14 protein-coding genes are annotated in these 15059 nt (G+C 46.1%); 8 read left to right on the top strand and 6 right to left on the bottom strand.

Going from position 1 to position 15059, the window contains the following annotated elements; genetic code table 11:
- The first annotated feature begins 27 nt into the window (after nucleotides 1-27).
- From EHO60_RS04790 to EHO60_RS04770, 5 genes are read left to right on the top strand one after another with little or no spacing between them, the layout of a single operon-like run.
- Nucleotides 28-753, top strand: a complete 726-nt coding sequence (locus tag EHO60_RS04790; RefSeq protein WP_135767024.1) for a TetR/AcrR family transcriptional regulator — start codon at nucleotides 28-30, stop codon at nucleotides 751-753.
- The gene (locus EHO60_RS04785; RefSeq protein ID WP_135767023.1) at nucleotides 750-1412 is read left to right on the top strand and encodes a rhomboid family intramembrane serine protease; all 663 of its coding nucleotides are present in this window, start codon (nucleotides 750-752) and stop codon (nucleotides 1410-1412) included. Before EHO60_RS04790 ends, EHO60_RS04785 begins: the two co-directional genes overlap by 4 nt.
- A 9-nt stretch (nucleotides 1413-1421) precedes the next feature.
- On the top strand, nucleotides 1422-2981 hold the full coding sequence (locus tag EHO60_RS04780) for an MDR/zinc-dependent alcohol dehydrogenase-like family protein (protein WP_342775990.1): 1560 nt from the start codon (nucleotides 1422-1424) through the stop codon (nucleotides 2979-2981).
- Nucleotides 2978-3445, top strand: coding sequence for an NUDIX hydrolase (locus tag EHO60_RS04775; RefSeq protein ID WP_135767021.1), 468 nt, complete (start codon nucleotides 2978-2980; stop codon nucleotides 3443-3445). The genes EHO60_RS04780 and EHO60_RS04775 overlap by 4 nt, the downstream gene beginning before the upstream one ends.
- Nucleotides 3442-4488, top strand: coding sequence for a hypothetical protein (locus EHO60_RS04770; protein ID WP_135767020.1), 1047 nt, complete (start codon nucleotides 3442-3444; stop codon nucleotides 4486-4488). The genes EHO60_RS04775 and EHO60_RS04770 overlap by 4 nt, the downstream gene beginning before the upstream one ends.
- A gap of 45 nt (nucleotides 4489-4533) precedes the next feature.
- Here the strand turns inward: EHO60_RS04770 and EHO60_RS04765 are convergent, their stop codons facing one another.
- The 3 genes from EHO60_RS04765 to EHO60_RS04755 all read right to left on the bottom strand — a co-directional run bounded on the left by EHO60_RS04765 (nucleotide 4534) and on the right by EHO60_RS04755 (nucleotide 7260).
- Nucleotides 4534-4854: a hypothetical protein gene (locus EHO60_RS04765; protein WP_135767019.1), complete on the bottom strand. Its 321-nt coding sequence runs from the start codon at nucleotides 4852-4854 to the stop codon at nucleotides 4534-4536.
- Nucleotides 4855-5509: 655 nt separating this feature from the next.
- Nucleotides 5510-6631, bottom strand: a complete 1122-nt coding sequence (locus EHO60_RS04760) for a hypothetical protein (protein WP_135767018.1) — start codon at nucleotides 6629-6631, stop codon at nucleotides 5510-5512.
- A gap of 5 nt (nucleotides 6632-6636) precedes the next feature.
- Entirely contained in the window at nucleotides 6637-7260 is a 624-nt protein-coding gene (locus tag EHO60_RS04755; RefSeq protein WP_135767017.1) for a hypothetical protein, read from the bottom strand.
- A 40-nt stretch (nucleotides 7261-7300) separates the two neighbouring features.
- On the opposite strand from EHO60_RS04755, the gene prfA reads away from it, so the two are divergent.
- Together prfA and EHO60_RS04745 are read left to right on the top strand one after the other, a co-directional pair.
- Nucleotides 7301-8365 (top strand): peptide chain release factor 1, encoded by a 1065-nt coding sequence (gene prfA / locus EHO60_RS04750; RefSeq protein WP_135767016.1) that lies wholly within the window; start codon nucleotides 7301-7303, stop codon nucleotides 8363-8365.
- A gap of 65 nt (nucleotides 8366-8430) precedes the next feature.
- Nucleotides 8431-9933 (top strand): PLP-dependent transferase, encoded by a 1503-nt coding sequence (locus EHO60_RS04745; protein ID WP_135767015.1) that lies wholly within the window; start codon nucleotides 8431-8433, stop codon nucleotides 9931-9933.
- Nucleotides 9934-10156: 223 nt separating this feature from the next.
- Here the strand turns inward: EHO60_RS04745 and EHO60_RS04740 are convergent, their stop codons facing one another.
- Nucleotides 10157-11047, bottom strand: coding sequence for a hypothetical protein (locus EHO60_RS04740; RefSeq protein ID WP_135767014.1), 891 nt, complete (start codon nucleotides 11045-11047; stop codon nucleotides 10157-10159).
- 269 nt (nucleotides 11048-11316) lie between these two features.
- On the opposite strand from EHO60_RS04740, the gene EHO60_RS04735 reads away from it, so the two are divergent.
- On the top strand, nucleotides 11317-12189 hold the full coding sequence (locus tag EHO60_RS04735; protein ID WP_246028140.1) for an alpha/beta fold hydrolase: 873 nt from the start codon (nucleotides 11317-11319) through the stop codon (nucleotides 12187-12189).
- Between the two features lie 41 nt (nucleotides 12190-12230).
- Here EHO60_RS04735 and EHO60_RS04730 read toward each other — a convergent pair whose 3' ends face one another.
- Complete coding sequence (locus EHO60_RS04730) at nucleotides 12231-12857, bottom strand: TetR/AcrR family transcriptional regulator (RefSeq protein ID WP_135767012.1); 627 nt, start codon at nucleotides 12855-12857, stop codon at nucleotides 12231-12233.
- 47 nt (nucleotides 12858-12904) lie between these two features.
- A complete protein-coding gene (locus EHO60_RS04725) occupies nucleotides 12905-15052 on the bottom strand; it encodes an MASE1 domain-containing protein (protein ID WP_135767011.1) in 2148 nt (715 codons plus the stop codon).
- Nucleotides 15053-15059 lie beyond the last annotated feature (7 nt).

Raw genomic sequence — 15059 nt, 5'->3', positions numbered from 1 at the left:
CTTGAAGGATTCCTCCCGTAGCTGTCTATGGGAAGAAGAGATCGTTTTTCGGAGAAGACCCGGTTGGCCAAAGTAGTAAAAAACGGAAAATCTGCGGAAGCTTCTCCCAAGTCGAAACCGTTAGGATTGGAACCTAGAAAAGCTCCTTCCCAAAAAAGAGCAATCCAGCGAGTTCAATATATTTTGGATATCGTAGCTTCGTTATTGGACGAAGTGGGGGCCGAAGCGATCACGACGAATCTGATCGCACAGAAAGCCGGGATTCCTATCGGTTCCTTGTACCAATATTTTCCAAATAAACATGCCATCCTGAACGCTGTCGGGAAAAGACATCTGGAACGGGTCAACGAAATGTTCATGGGCTTTCTTACCGTGGAAGTGGACGAGAAAGGTTGGCCGGAACTGATAGACAAGGTGATCGACGCGTTTGCGCACCTGTATCTTACGGAACCAGGGTTCGTACCTCTTTGGTCGAATATCAAATTGGATCCCGAGTTAGAGGAAATCGATCGGGAAAACAATCGCTTTATCGCGACCAATGTTTCGGATCTGTTTTCGAAAATCGTTCCCGGGATGAAGGACAATCCGGAAGGAGAAATCATTTCCCGGATCATTGTGGAAGTGACGGATTCCGTTTTGACCCGTTGGCTTAGGGAAAAAGACGATCGAACGCTTGCCGAGAGAATTTTACGGGAATTGAAGGTGATGTTGAAAGCGTATTTGAACCACTTTATAAACGAGGGCAAGAAGTGAGGGCCTTTTTTTTCGAGTTCCCTTTGACCGCCTCCTTTGTTCTTCTCATTTCGATTTCTCAAATCGTTTTAAACGCATTCGTGCCTCGTGAAATCTTGGAGGATTTTTTCATCAGCCGTCCGGGTGAGTTCTATCCTTGGAAATGGATCGGCATGGCTTTTTTGCACGCCGATGCCACTCATCTCTTTTGGAACATGCTGTTTTTATTTTTCTTAGGGCGCATTGTGGAATACAAGGTGGGAGTCGGAAAGTGGCTGCTTTTCTTTTTTATGGGCGCCTTTATTTCGGGATTCCTCGATTCTCTGGTGAGAGGATTGTTCTTGGAAGACTCCGGCCCTGCGATCGGAGCTTCGGGAGCGATCTCGGGTTTGGCGGCAGTGGCGGCTCTTTTGTCTCCGTTCTCGATTCGAATTCGAAAGCGCAACTATCCCTTTCCTGTTTTCGCTTTGGCGTGGGTCATGGTATACTCGGATATCACGAATCTATTTGCCAGGGATCAGGTGGCCCATTGGGCTCATTTGGGGGGATTCCTTTCGGTCGTCTTTGCCGCCTATTTCCTGAATCATAAGGAACGAAAACAATTGCATACTGGGTTCATTCTGAATCTCGTATTTGTGCTTCTATTGCTCATATTGGGCTTTTTTGTGGGAGGACGTTGATTGGAGTTCGTGGAGTTTTCCGCCTTCGATTATCATAGTGACGATACGTTTTCCCTATCCAAGTATAGAGTCGAAGGTTCGGAACAAGAGGGTTGGGAGATCCTAAGAAACGGAGAATCTTATCTGACTCTAGGGAAAGGATACCGCCTTCTCAAAACGGAATTGTGCGGAGTATGTTCGACGGATTTGGATCGGCGCTTTCTTCCGTTCCCTCTTCCTCAAGTGATCGGTCATGAAGTGGTCGCATCCGATCCTCGGACGGGAAAAAAGTTCGCATTGGAAATCAACGACACTTCGACTGCTCGAGGGCAAGGTTCTGATATTTTTGCCCGACGCGGGCTCTTTACTCATAGCCCCGACCGGCAAGTTCTCGGAATCGATCGTTTACCCGGGGGATTCGGACCTTATTTACTTGCTCCGATCGGAACTATGGTGGAAATCGGATCCTTGTCAGATTCGGAAGCGGTTCTTCTGGAACCTTTTTCCGCCTCCTTCCATGCCGTAGAAACTTCCTTGCAGCGCCTGGGTTCGAATCCGAAACGGATCGCCGTGCTCGGTCCGAGGAGATTGGGTTCCTTGCTTCTCGCAGCTTTAAATCTGTATCGTCGTTGCCAAGAATCGGATTTCAGAATCTCCTCCGTCGTTAAACGGGAAGCGTTAAAAGACATTTCTTTCAATGCGGGTGCGGACGAAGTTTTCGTTTTTGAAGGTTTGGATTCCGGAACTGCAATTTCTCCCGAGTTGTCCGGAAAAAAATTCCTGAAAAACGGAACCTCCGAGCTTATACGTTGGAAAGACTTGAAAAACGAATTCGACTTGGTATTCGATACGACGGGAGCCGTTAGCGGACTGAAAATTTCGATGGAACTTACCCCTTCGGTGGTCCATCGAAAAACGACGAACGGTCAGGCTTCCTTAGGAATGAAAAATCTAACGGAACTCGTGGTGGACGAGCTTACGATCGCGCCGTTACGGGAGGATTTTTGGAATCTTTCCTGGGGAATCCACCCTTCAGACGAAAAGGTTTGGGTGTTTCTGGAGGAAAAAGTGATTTTGTCTTCCGAAGAAGAACTTCTGCTTGCGAAGGCACGAGAAAAAGGGATCCGATTTTTTTCCGGCTCCTTGTCGGCCGCGACGAATTTCTTGGCTTCTCCTGAATTTACGGGAGATCTCGGACGTTTCGACTTCGCCATTGTCTCTTCTCTCCCGTCCATAGATTCAGTGATTCGTCCAGGGAAAGCGGACGGCTCGTCTTTGCTTCGACCGAGAGGATCGATTCTTGTTCCGAGGAGGAACGAAACACAAGATCGGTTTTTGGATTGGATCAAAAACGGAGGAAATTTACAATCGAGTCGATGCGGAGATTTTCGAAGAACTCTTTCCGCTCTGGATTCTCATCCAAGATTTTTAATGGAATTGTCCAAGCTTTTAATTGCAGCCGAATTTTCCGGGGAAGAAGTTCCCGAGGCATACGTTGAGGCTAGAAAACCGGATTCCATAAAAGTGGTTGTCAGACACGGCTCTTACGGACCGACTAACCCTAGTTCTTCCAGGAGGGGAAATTCTTGACCCGTCACGGTTTCTTTCAGATTACCCAAAAAGTATTTTTACGAAGGGGAGCCGAATTGCTGGTTTTACGGGATCGTAAGTCAGGGTTCGGGGATTTGCCCGGCGGTAGAATGAATGAGGACGAATTTTATGGAGATTGGTTGGACAGTCTTTCTCGGGAACTGACGGAGGAAATGGGAACGTCCTGCAAACTTCGAGTCCGCCCCAATCCGATCTTCGTTCATAAACACCGCGTAAGCGAAGGGAACCATCCGTGTATTATCCTGGCGTATCATGCGGAATTTCTGGAAGGGGAGATCGTTCTCTCCGAAGAACACGATTATATCGCGTGGGTAAACGCGGAAACCTACGATCCGACAGAACTATTTTACGAATACATGTTGGATGCGATGCTTCTCTACCAAAAGGATTTCGTCCCGCTTTTGAGGGATAAAAATTTTCTCGAAGGAGGGCGGATTCTATGAGCCCTTTTTGGAAAAACGCCATTCTATCCATTTTTTTAATTCCGATATTTTTCATCTTAGGCTGGATTCTTTCCGGAACGGAGATTTCGGAGGAGGAATTTTCCCGCTTGGATGGAAAGCGGGAGATTCGAGTGGAGTCTTCCGGATACAATCGCAGGGCGGGCAATCTAGTGCTCGTTCAACTAGAATTCGATCCCGAATATTATTCGAGAGAGGATCGATTTCGTTCTTGGTTGGAAAAACCGCTTCTTTTAGCGAAAGAGAAAGGCTGGTTGGACAAGACCACTTTAGTGATCTATCCCGCCGAAATCGGAAATTACCTTTTCTTGCTGAATCAGAGAAAAGAAGTTTTTCGTTCAGAAAACGAAATCGATGCCTGGAATTCTTCCTTGTGGATTTCCAGGCTGTCCCCTTTTCGAGCAGGCGTAGCCGCTTTTTCGGAAGAAGAGACTCGATTTAAAATCGCAAAGAAATCTGAAGAAACGTACGAAAGAATCTTTTCCGAACTCTCCAAATTGTATGGAGTCCACATTCTAGCGGGAACGATCGCCTTGCCTGGACCGAAAATCACCGAAAAAGGATTGGAGATCCATCCGGGGAACTGGGAGGAACGCGGGTTCTTGTTCGGACCCGATGGAAAAATCTACGGCGTTTCGACTCCGCGAAAGAAAGTAAGGTCAGGTTCCGTTTTTTCCGAATTGGTCGCAGGATCCGACTCCGCTCAGGAAGAGTTCTGGATCGCCTCTCCTCCTTTTGCGAAAGTAGGAGTTCTTTTCGGAAATGCGATCCGGGTTCCAGAAACGGAGGATGCAGTCAAAAAGACCTTCGTTTCCAGATGGATCGTTTTTGGATCGAAGGAAGGAGACGGGCAGATTCGGGATTGGTTTTCCAAAGCGGGATTCGAATCCAGCGGCCAGGTTTTATTTTTCGGATCGATTTGGAAGGAAGCTTTTTCCGGAACGAGTTTTATCAAGACTAGATACGGAAACCTTGAGCCTAAGGAAAGCCTGAAGGGACCCGCATTGTTGAACCTATATTTATAATTTCAGAATCATCTTCTTTTTGATCATCGTAACTTTTCGTTTCAATCAATGGATTTTGCGGTTCGCTTCCAGGATTGCGTTTTCTAGTAAATGTCTCGGGGGAACTCCGGAAAGTTTTCCGGATTCGTTTTTGTAAAGCCTACAGGAATTACCTCCGGGACCCTCGGTGCCTTCTTCGATATCTTTTCCGTCTATTAGAATCGTCGGGGAAGAGAGATTTTTTGCGAAATTCGGAGCATTCGGATCGTCTCTGTCTATTTCAATGATATCCGTGAAAATTCCGTGTGTGAGTAAAATATTCTCTATTAGTCTTTTCGTTGTGTTTTTGTTCGGGCAAGTCGCTTCATAGACCAGTTGGATCTTCATTTTTCTCTCCATCAAATCAGCACGGAATATTCTACTTTTACGATTTAATTGCGATTGCGTCGCGGTCGCTCTACATTTTAAACCGGCATAGAAACTACAGTGCCGGGAATCAGTGACCCATTCCATCTATGGGTTGAGAGATGTCGTTTAACAATAAGATTTTTGATTTTTACTGTAGCGCAGTCTAATTTGTAGGCAGGGCCTAAAATATGTTACAAACGTTTTACAAACGACTAATTTAGGATTGCATACCGCGCCATTTTCTGACTGCGTCTTCTAAATTATAGAAATATCCCGTTGTTCGGCCGCATCCGTCGCAGCGTACGAAGTATACTATTCTCTTATCGTACGGGCAATATTTATTTAACACTTCCAGGAAATCCTCTTTTTTGCACTCGTAACAAATAGAAACCGAGATATTTGAAATCGGAGCGCTACTTTGAAATAGAAGTTTGTACGTTTTCACTTCGCATAATAAACAGGATTCAATTCTGTTTTGTCAAGAAAGGAAACATATTATTTCGGGGCGGAAGTATGGAAATATAAACGAAGGCTTTCTTTAAAAGTAAAAAAAGGCCGGATCGGAGAAAGTTCTGACATCCTTAAAAAGAGAGCGTCGTCCTTCGCACAGCCGTGACGAAAAACGGTACCATTCTTACTTGCTTCGAATTTCCTCGTACAACTTCATCAGGGTCCAATCGTCCTCCGGAAATTCCAAACCGGTTAAATAAAGACTCCCCGATTCGGTCTCGCATAGAACCCGCTCTGGATGAACTACCCAAGTACGTTCGCACAATAAGGGCAGAATCTGGCTTTTTCTCATCGGTCCCCAGAGATGTACTTTGCCGGAATAATTCGAAAGAAATTCGTTCTTTGCGGAAAGTTTCCAGGGATTGATTTCTTTTCTGCTTACCGTAAACAATTTGGAAATCGTCGGTTTTCCTTTTCCGTACTGAACTCTGCGAAGATGGAGCCGCCCAATGGTTCCGCCTAGATAAAACGCGGAGTTGTCAGGCCCGTAATAAAGCTGTGGGCTAATGACTTCCTGGTCTATCTTGTCCGCGATTTTTTTGTCCGGTTGGAAATAATACAAAGTATACGAACCTGCATTTCCTGAAAACAGCAGGAAGTCCTTTCCGATCGGATAGAGATAAAATCTCGATTTCAGGTTCGGAAAAGGGGGAGCTATCTTTTCCTTGCCCAGTACGAGTTTCGGAGTTCTGGGTTCGACCGTCTTCTCTTCGTACAATTGATTGTCCACGAAGTAAAAAATCTTGGAGCCGTCGTCCGAGATTCCTCCCCGGTTTCTGCAGGAAATTTGGGCACCGGATTCGTACTGCAAGGAATCATCTTTTAAGGAAAGGGCCAATAGACGACAACCGTTTGCCATCGGATATTCCGAAAGTGCAAAATTCGCTTTCACAGAAACGGCAACGGACGCGGGAATTTCATCCAATTTTCTACTTTCCGAAGCGGCTTCGTTCAAGTCGCGGATCGTCAGTTTATTATCCTCTACGAAGACGAGTCGTTTTCGATCGGAAGAAAGTTCCACGATTCGCGGAGATTCGGGTTTTTCCTTTGAAAGGATTTCCGCATCCGATCTAGGATGAGAGAGATAATTCTTTAAGAGTTCCGTCCCCTTTTCATATTTTTCCTCTTCGATCAGTTCCTGGATTTCCTCGATCAGACTTTCTTGTTTGCTTTTGCAATTTCCGAAGAAAAGGAGAACGATAAGAAAAGGTCCGCAGACTTTACGCAAAATTTCGAATTTGTTCATGCAGGTCAGGCCGTTTCTTCCACCCAAGGTTCGTCCGAGGGAACGGAAACGATTTCTTTAGAAAATACCGACTGGGCTCTTTGCGCGACCTTTTTCGTTTCCGAATAGGAAAGTCCGCCGGAAAGTGCGGATCCAAATAAGGAAATCCAAATACCGCGTTTCTTGCCTTGGGAGGAAGAAGAATTTCGCAAGGACTTGGCAACCTTAAGAATTCCCTGTCTCATTAGTTCCCAGGTCGCCGGCCGGATCAAAATCCGAGAACCCACTTCCCGGAGGATATTCCTAAAAAGGGAGGTTTTGTCGTTAAAAAGACAGTAGGCCATCAGCTCTTCCGTAACCTGGGATTCCTTGCCGTACAAGGCGGCAATATCCTTTACCAGTTTTCCCTGGACTCGCAGGACCAAAAAGGTCTCGGGAGCCAAAGTTATGGCGCCGACCGCGCCGGTGGGTAAGGAAAGAGCTCCACTTGTCAAAGCCGCTTGAATCGAGGCTTTTTGGGTTAACCTGTCGATGAAATCGGAAGGCTCTCCTATCGTTTTCGCGTACGGGCTTCTGTAGGAGTTCAAACTTGTAAGCAGGGAAAGGATCCTTTCGGAAACCTCGGAAAGAATTGAATTGTAGTTTTCCATGGAAGGGAGTGAAGTACTAAGGCAATGAGATACTGTTTCTATGTTAGATAGACTAGAAAAAATACAACAAAAATACCTGAAAATCTCGGACGAGCTCACCACGGCGTCCCAGCCGGAGGAATTGAAGCGTCTTTATAAGGAACGGTCCCGTCTCACGCCATTATTCGAAAAGATCTCCGAATATAAAAAACTGACCCAAGACAGAAAAGAAGCCGAAGAACTTCTAAAAACGGAAAAGGACGGCGAAATGCGGTCCATGTACGAGGAAGAAAGAAATTCCGCTTCGGAACGGATCGCGTCCTTGGAAAAGGAATTGGAAATTCTACTTCTTCCCCCTGATCCGAACTCCGGAAAGAATATTTTAGTGGAGATCCGAGCGGGAACCGGCGGAGACGAGGCCGGTCTTTTCGTCGCAGACTTGTTCCGCATGTATACCAAATTCGCGGATAAACAAGGAATCAAACACGAAATCATAGATTCCTCTCCGACGGGAATCGGTGGGTTAAAGGAAATCGTTTTCGCTTTGGAAAACGACAGGGCCTATGACCTTTTTAAATACGAAGCGGGGACTCATCGGGTCCAAAGGATTCCGGCGACCGAATCCGGGGGAAGGATTCATACTAGCGCGGTGACGGTTGCCGTCCTGCCGGAGGCCGAGGAATCGGAAGTGAATATAAATGAAAATGATCTGCGCGTGGACGTTTATCGTTCTTCAGGATCCGGCGGGCAACACGTAAATACGACGGACTCCGCGGTTCGGATCACTCATATTCCTACCGGGGTTGTAGTGGCTTGTCAGGATGAGAAGTCCCAACATAAAAACAAAGCCAAGGCGATGCGTATTTTGAGCGCCCGTATTTTGGAAAAGCAGGCGGAAGAGAAAAAAGCCGCCGCGGACGCACTTAAGAAGCAGATGGTGGGCACGGGGGATCGTTCGGAAAGGATCAGGACCTATAATTTCCCTCAGGGGCGTTGTACCGACCATCGTATCGGCTTTACCAGTCACAATTTGTCCGCGATTATGGAAGGTGATTTGGACGATTTGATCGGGGCCCTCACGGAAGAAGACAGAGTAAAACGGCTGGCAGAATCTCAGACCCATTAAACTTCGACTTAAGTGCTTTTCCGGGTTGAAGTTTCCTGCTCCAAGATTGCGATGGTAGGCGGATTATGCTGAAAGAAGTGCAAGAACCTTTTCGACGCGTATGCGGCGAAAGAATCCCATTCTCCAATGTACACGCAGTGTCCATGAGTCTGCCGTTGGTAGCGGACGTGATCGGCTATGAAGAAAAGCGTGTAGAAACCCTCTCCCGTTTGAAAGCGGGCTATCCTAGGTTTATCGCGCATGCATATGTGGAAAAAATCCTGGATTATAATCGGGAAAGGAACGGGATAGAAGGTCCTCAATTCATCGTTAATTCTAGAAAAGCTGCCGAACACATCGTCGATCTTTTCGAAATTCCTTCCGCTTCGATCTTGGAAGATGAGGGAATGATCACCTTGGTTTTTCAGAACAATAAAGAGAAAGAACTGCAGGTTTTATCCTTCATACAGCATACCGGTTGCCTAGTATCCTCGCGCAAGGCGGAGGATTATTTATTTAAAAAAGGGCTCATAGATTCCGTATATTCGGAAGAAACCTTTAAAGAAGATCCGGAAGTGAGCGTTTGCAAAGAACTCGGAAACTTATATCCTGGTAAGAACCTTGAGATCCTTTTGACCACTTCCGGAATGAACGGAATTTACGCTACATTCAAGGCTCTCGACGAAGCTAGAGCTAAGGAAGGAAAGATCCTTTGGTTACGCTTAGGTTGGCTCTACGTGGACAATATCCGGATTTTGGAGAAATATTCTCGGGGGTCCAGAATCTTTCACGAGGTAGGGAATCTCTCCGAATTGGAAGAGTTTTTGAAACAGGAAGGAAACCGCGTCGCGGCGGTTCTTACCGAGTCTCCGACCAATCCGTTGATCCAAGTACCAGATTATCCTAAATTGAAAAGTTTGTTGGATCGATACGGAATTCCTTTGATAGCGGATATTTCCGTTGCCGGGTCAGCTGTCGTGGATCTTTCCTCCTATGCGGACGTTATCGTAGAGAGTTTGACCAAATTCGCTTGCGGGAATGCGGACGTGATGATGGGTGCGGTTTTTCTAAATCCAAAATCCGAGTATTTTCATTTTCTACAAGAGCGGTGTCCGGCTTTCGTCGAATCGCCGTACGTTCGGGACCTGGAGCGTATGGCGCATGAGGTTCGTGGATATAAAGAAAGAGTCCGCGCGATCGGGAAAAACGCCCTGATCTTAGCGGAGTTTTTTCAAAACCATCCTAAGATCAAAGCCGTTCATTGGAGCGGTTCCGAGGAGAATCGGGAGAATTTCTCCAAAATAGCTCGTGAAAAAAATCTCCATTGCGGAGTGATTACGATAGAACCGGGGATCCCTTTGGAAAAATTCTACGATTCTCTAGAGCTTCTGAAAGGGCCCAGCTTTGGAACTGAATTCACTCTCAATATGCTTTATATGTACTTGGCCCATTATGAACTGGTCTCTACTGAGACGGGAAGAGCATTCCTTCAGGAAATAGGTTTGGATCCGAGTCTGGTACGTATTTCTGTCGGAAGGGAAAATCCGGATCTTCTGATTGGGGAATATAAAAAAGCCTTAGGCGATTGAACTTAAGATGGGAATCCGTACTACCAGGATTCGCCCAGGTGTTCTTTGCAGGAGCTCCTACAGTGTTCAGCTTAAAAAAATAGATTTTCAAAATCGGAAAAATCTGTTATTTGGCCAAAGCTTGGGCGGCGGGGTACCACCGCACCGGCCCCCGCCCAGAGAAGGGTGGGGACTTTACCCTTTCCCACCCTTCGATGAATTGTTTTCTCTTTCCGTTAAGGAATTAAGCCACCGATTTCATCGCTATTTTTGCGGAAGCCTTTTCGCTCGGGAGTTGCATCACTTTCCGATAGAAATACCGGAAGAGTCCGAATTTGCTCAAGCCGAAAAGGTAAATGAAAGCGATCGAAGCTGGAACTCCTAAGATCCAACCTGAAATGTGGATTAGGACACTGGAAACGATAGCGAATCCCAAGGATCCGATAAAGACTGTCGCAAGAAAAGCCGAGGTCGATCCCAGTGAGGAAGGGCTGGAGGAGACGGGAAATTCCGGAGAAGTGGAAATCGCCCATCCTTCTTGTTCTATCTTCAGCATGGACCAAATCAGAATTGGGATCAGGATGACTCCCATCACATACAATGTGATTGCTACATCAGAAGTGAACCAACCTTGCGCCGTAGACCAAGTCCAATCGTTCCGAAAAGATTCCGCAGTCGGAGAGAAAAATCTTTTGTATCCAGTACCGTCCCACCCGTGAACTAGAATGAAAAACATTCCGAAATAGCCTATAGCCACCTGCAAGTAGGCCAAGAATGCCCGGCCCGCCTTTAACAAGGCCCAGACCGCCCAAAACCCTAGAATCCCTTGGGAAACGTTCGTGAATCCGAATAAACAGACTAACCATCCCGGCATTCCCTTGTCTCCCGCATGCATCGTTTCCCAACTAGTGAATTGCCAAACAAGGTACAGGCCAGAAGGAGCGAATAGGAGTGACAAGTATAATAAATTCGTAATGAAATACTCGTTATTCCAGAAAGATACGGAATTTCCCTTTACGGAAGGGAGGCTGCTCTTTTTGCCCTCTCCCGATTGTAATTTTCGGATCTGACGAGCGGCAGCGACTGCATAGCCGGCCCCTAATCCGTATGACCAAAAAACATCCACTTGAACCATTTCATTTATCTCCTCATAATATAAGAATGACATGTCATTCAGTTTTTGTCAATAGCGAAGATCTTTTTTTTGGGTGAATCTACTCGGTTTATTCAAAACTCGGGTCAAAAAAACGAAATCCGCTTTACCCGTATTTTTCCGGGAATTGATATGGTAGTCATTGGATGGGTTAGCTTATAAAATGAGGTAATCCAGTGAAGCTAAACAGAATATTTAAATCGAAGAACTTTCTGCTATCGGTTCTTCTCTTTTTCGGTTCGTGCCGGTTTTTGGGGATCGGATCCATTCCTTTGGAGGAACTGAAATCGAAATATGCGAACGAAAATTCTAAATTCATCCGGATAGACGACGTAGATCTGCATTATAGGGATGAAGGAAAAGGACCGGTAATCGTTCTTTTACACGGAGTCTGCTCCTCCTTGCATACGTGGGACGTTTGGGCGGAAAAACTAAAAAGTAAATATCGGGTGATCCGATTGGATCTTCCGGGGCACGGTTTGACGGGGATCGGAAAAGATCTGAACGGTCTTGAATTGCCTCAAGGCGTCCGGACCTTGGACCGATTTTTGAACGCTCTCAAGATCGACCGATTCTATTTGGTCGGGAATTCCATGGGCGGTTACATTTCCTGGAATTACTCGCTGAAACATCCCGAAAAGGTATTAAAGTTGGTTTTGATCGATTCGGTCGGCTATGCCCAACCTCTTCCTCCCATGATCGCCTTGGCGAGTCATCCTTTGGTAAGTCCATTCGCAAAACACGTCTTACCGAAATTCATGATAGAAAAAAGCGTCGAACAGGTTTACGGGGATAAGAACAAAGTCACCCAAGAACTGAAAGACAGATACGCGGATCTTTCCATGAGGGAAGGGAACCGTACGGCCTATAATTATTTTTTCGTTATGGCCCGCCAAAAATTCACGAACGCGGAACTCTCGGAAGGAATCGATAAAATTCGACAACCAACTATGGTAATGTGGGGGACGGAGGACGAATGGCTAAAATACGAGTATTTCGGAAATTGGAAAAAGAGCCTGCCGAAAGCGGCATTCCGAGTCTATGAAGGAGCGGGCCATATTCCTATGGAAGAGATTCCTGAAGTGACCGTAAAAGACTTGGAGAACTTTATCGCATCGGAATAGAATGAGACAGCAAGATAGGTATTCGTTTTAAAGAAAGATGCCTATCTTTTCCTCATCCCTTCCAACATTAACTTCGGTATTTCTTCCATCCATCTTCTCGCAAATTTCGCGTCTTTTCCGTAGGAGATTCCCGCGCGTATTCCCTCGAACATTATCGCATTGACTGCCTGTGAAGCGATTCGGGTATCCAGGTCTTTTCGCAAAAATCCTTTCGATACTCCGTTCTTTAAATACAATTCCGTGAGTTTCGCACTTCGATCGATTCCCAAGCGTACCTTTCTTTGAATAGCTTCATCCAATCCCATGGCCTCGAAAAAAACGATTTTGGCTTGTCGCGGGTCTTTTGCGAAAAGGTGAAACAATTCCTCTCCGATACTTACGATTTGTTGCCTGTACTCCTCGAGGGTGTCGGATTTGTCTGGTGTCTCTTTTTTGACCACTTCGATCAATCCGATCAGGATTCTATCCACAAGTGCATGAAGGATATCCAGTTTATTCTTGAAATACCTGTAGCAGGTACCGTGCCCGATATTCAATCTTCCGGCGATGTCCGCGATGCCGGTTTCGTGATATCCCTTTTCGGAAAAAACCTCTAGCGCCGCTTCGAGTATTTGTTCTCTACGAGCCTCTGCTCTGTTCGCGATCGGACTGGGGGGCTTGGTTCTCATTGGAATCCTTACTCGTTCACGCTTAAAAGATAAGCAAGGATTTTTCGTTATTGGGCGAGAGAGAATCGGATTCTAAACGAGGTTCCTTTGCCTAAGGAACTGGAAAAATCCAGCTTTCCTTTTAATTGTCGTGTTAGGACCTGAACGAGAGTCAGTCCGAAGGAAGGACCTTCGAAAGGATCCGAATCTCCGGACAAGCCGCATCCAGTGTCGCTTATTTCCAGCACTCCGAAATCCTTTTCTTTTCCGATCCGGATGGTCACGCTTCTCTCTCCCGATTCGGGTTGGAATCCGCTAGGAAATGCATATTTGAAACAGTTCGTCAAAAGTTCGTTTAATATTAGGCCTAGTGGAATCGCCACACTTACTTCTAGATTCAGTCGCTCCATTTCCGTTTTTAAACGGACATCCGGACCTATCTTGTAAGCAGAACGAATTTTAGCCGAAAGGCGATTTGCATATCCGGAAAATTCGATATCGCCTAAGTCTTTGGATTGGTAAAGTTCGTCGTGTATTAATGCCATCGTCTGGATTCTATTCTGGCTTTCCGCAAAGGCCTCGTGAACTTTGGGGTCGTTTACATAGTCCGCCTGTAGGCTGAATAAACTGGATATCGCTTGCAGATTGTTTTTGACCCTATGATGGATCTCTTTCAACATAACGTCTTTTTCCCGAAGTGATGCCTTGAGCTGGCGCTCCGCTTCTTTCTTTTCGGTAATCACTTCTGCGGTGACGATGATGGAAGAAAAAGTTTTTTCCGATTCCGGCGGTAGCGACCATCTCAGTGTCGCTTCGAATTTGCTTCCGTCGTAAGCGGTTAAAAAAATGTCGTATTCGAGGGCTCTTAATCCTAATCGAATGCAATATAGCAGATTAACGAAATCGTTGGATTTTCCGATATCGTAGATATTTTTCGTAATTTGCAATACCGCCTCTTTGGAGTTGGTTTTGAACATCTTTACGGTTTCTAGATTTGCGTCGATTACGCGAATGGACTGCGCACATTCCCGCATAAATTCGGGGTTCTTGGATAGAAATCGGTAAAATTGCATATTCCCCATCGGTGGGAGGGAATCTAAAAGAGCTTTTACTCGACTGTAATCGCATTCGAAGATACCGATCGGAATGTTTTCGAACAATCTTTTGTATCTAGCCTCGGTTTCGTCCAGGGAAACGTTCGACTTAGTCAGTTCCAGAGTCCTCTCCGTTATGAGAGTCTCCAGTTCACCGTGAGAATGCAGCAATCTGCGCTCGGCTTCCCGTCTTTCCCGAACGACCGATAATACCAATAGCGAGGTGATGGACATCGCCGAGAGAAAACTTTGCAATAATAGAAGGGACGTTTCCCGGGAAGATGCGGAAAATTGTGTCGAACCTTGGAGAGCCCCGCAAATTGCAAGACCGGAGATCAAAGTGAGAGTTAGAGAGGATTCTCTGGCTCCGAACTGTATGGAGGACCATATGACTATCGTTATCAATAGATAGGCGATTGGATAATCCAGCTCCAAGGCTTTGATTCGAAAAACGTTAAACGTTGCCGATGCGATGAGTATCAGCAAAAGGATCACCGGGATACTTTCTCTTAGCACGTTTTTTTTGGGGGAAGAGAGATTCGGAGTCAACCACGACCAGAAAAAAGGAAAATAAAGAAACACCCCCAGCATATCCCCGGACCACCAAAAGATCCAAGTGGAAGCGATCGTTTCTGCAGGAATGATTCCCATTAAGAAAAGCCCTAAGTTGGCCACGCTAGCGCTCGTGGTGCAGACAAGGGTTTCCATCCAAAGGAATCGGATAACATTGGCGGTGTTTCTCGTAAAATCCGCGTCCCGAACGATTTTGTTGTAGAATATGGAACCTAATAGGGCCTGGAGACCGCTCCCGCATCCGATTAAGATCGCTCCCCAAAATTGCGGAGCAAGGGGATATTCTGAAAGGATATCTAGTTTGGTCGAAAGATTATAGACAAAAGAGCCGAAACCCACTCCGATCGCCGCAGATTTTCCGAATAAAAGCAAGGCACAGAGAGCCCATCCCGACGCAGGCCATACGGGAGATGCGTAACCGGAATAGGCAGCGGTAAAAAAACCGATATGCCCTAAAAGAAAATAAAAGATCGCGGTTATTAAAATTTTTCCGGCCCAGGAAAATGTCCTAAGCTGTTTTATGGACGCAAAACGGTTATATAGGATCATTTCACTT

The sequence above is a fragment of the Leptospira fletcheri genome, from assembly GCF_004769195.1.
Classification (GTDB): Bacteria; Spirochaetota; Leptospiria; order Leptospirales; family Leptospiraceae; genus Leptospira_B; species Leptospira_B fletcheri.
This window is presented reverse-complemented; position numbering and strand designations above follow the sequence as displayed.

Coding starts and splice junctions, on each gene's coding strand:
- EHO60_RS04745 (WP_135767015.1), top strand. CDS start 8,431: ATGCTGAAAGAAGTGCAAGAACCTTTTCGACGCGTATGCGGCGAAAGA.
- EHO60_RS04755 (WP_135767017.1), bottom strand. CDS start 7,260: ATGGAAAACTACAATTCAATTCTTTCCGAGGTTTCCGAAAGGATCCTT.
- EHO60_RS04760 (WP_135767018.1), bottom strand. CDS start 6,631: ATGAACAAATTCGAAATTTTGCGTAAAGTCTGCGGACCTTTTCTTATC.
- EHO60_RS04790 (WP_135767024.1), top strand. CDS start 28: ATGGGAAGAAGAGATCGTTTTTCGGAGAAGACCCGGTTGGCCAAAGTA.
- EHO60_RS04725 (WP_135767011.1), bottom strand. CDS start 15,052: ATGATCCTATATAACCGTTTTGCGTCCATAAAACAGCTTAGGACATTT.
- EHO60_RS04730 (WP_135767012.1), bottom strand. CDS start 12,857: ATGAGAACCAAGCCCCCCAGTCCGATCGCGAACAGAGCAGAGGCTCGT.
- EHO60_RS04740 (WP_135767014.1), bottom strand. CDS start 11,047: ATGGTTCAAGTGGATGTTTTTTGGTCATACGGATTAGGGGCCGGCTAT.
- EHO60_RS04770 (WP_135767020.1), top strand. CDS start 3,442: ATGAGCCCTTTTTGGAAAAACGCCATTCTATCCATTTTTTTAATTCCG.
- EHO60_RS04765 (WP_135767019.1), bottom strand. CDS start 4,854: ATGAAGATCCAACTGGTCTATGAAGCGACTTGCCCGAACAAAAACACA.
- prfA (WP_135767016.1), top strand. CDS start 7,301: ATGTTAGATAGACTAGAAAAAATACAACAAAAATACCTGAAAATCTCG.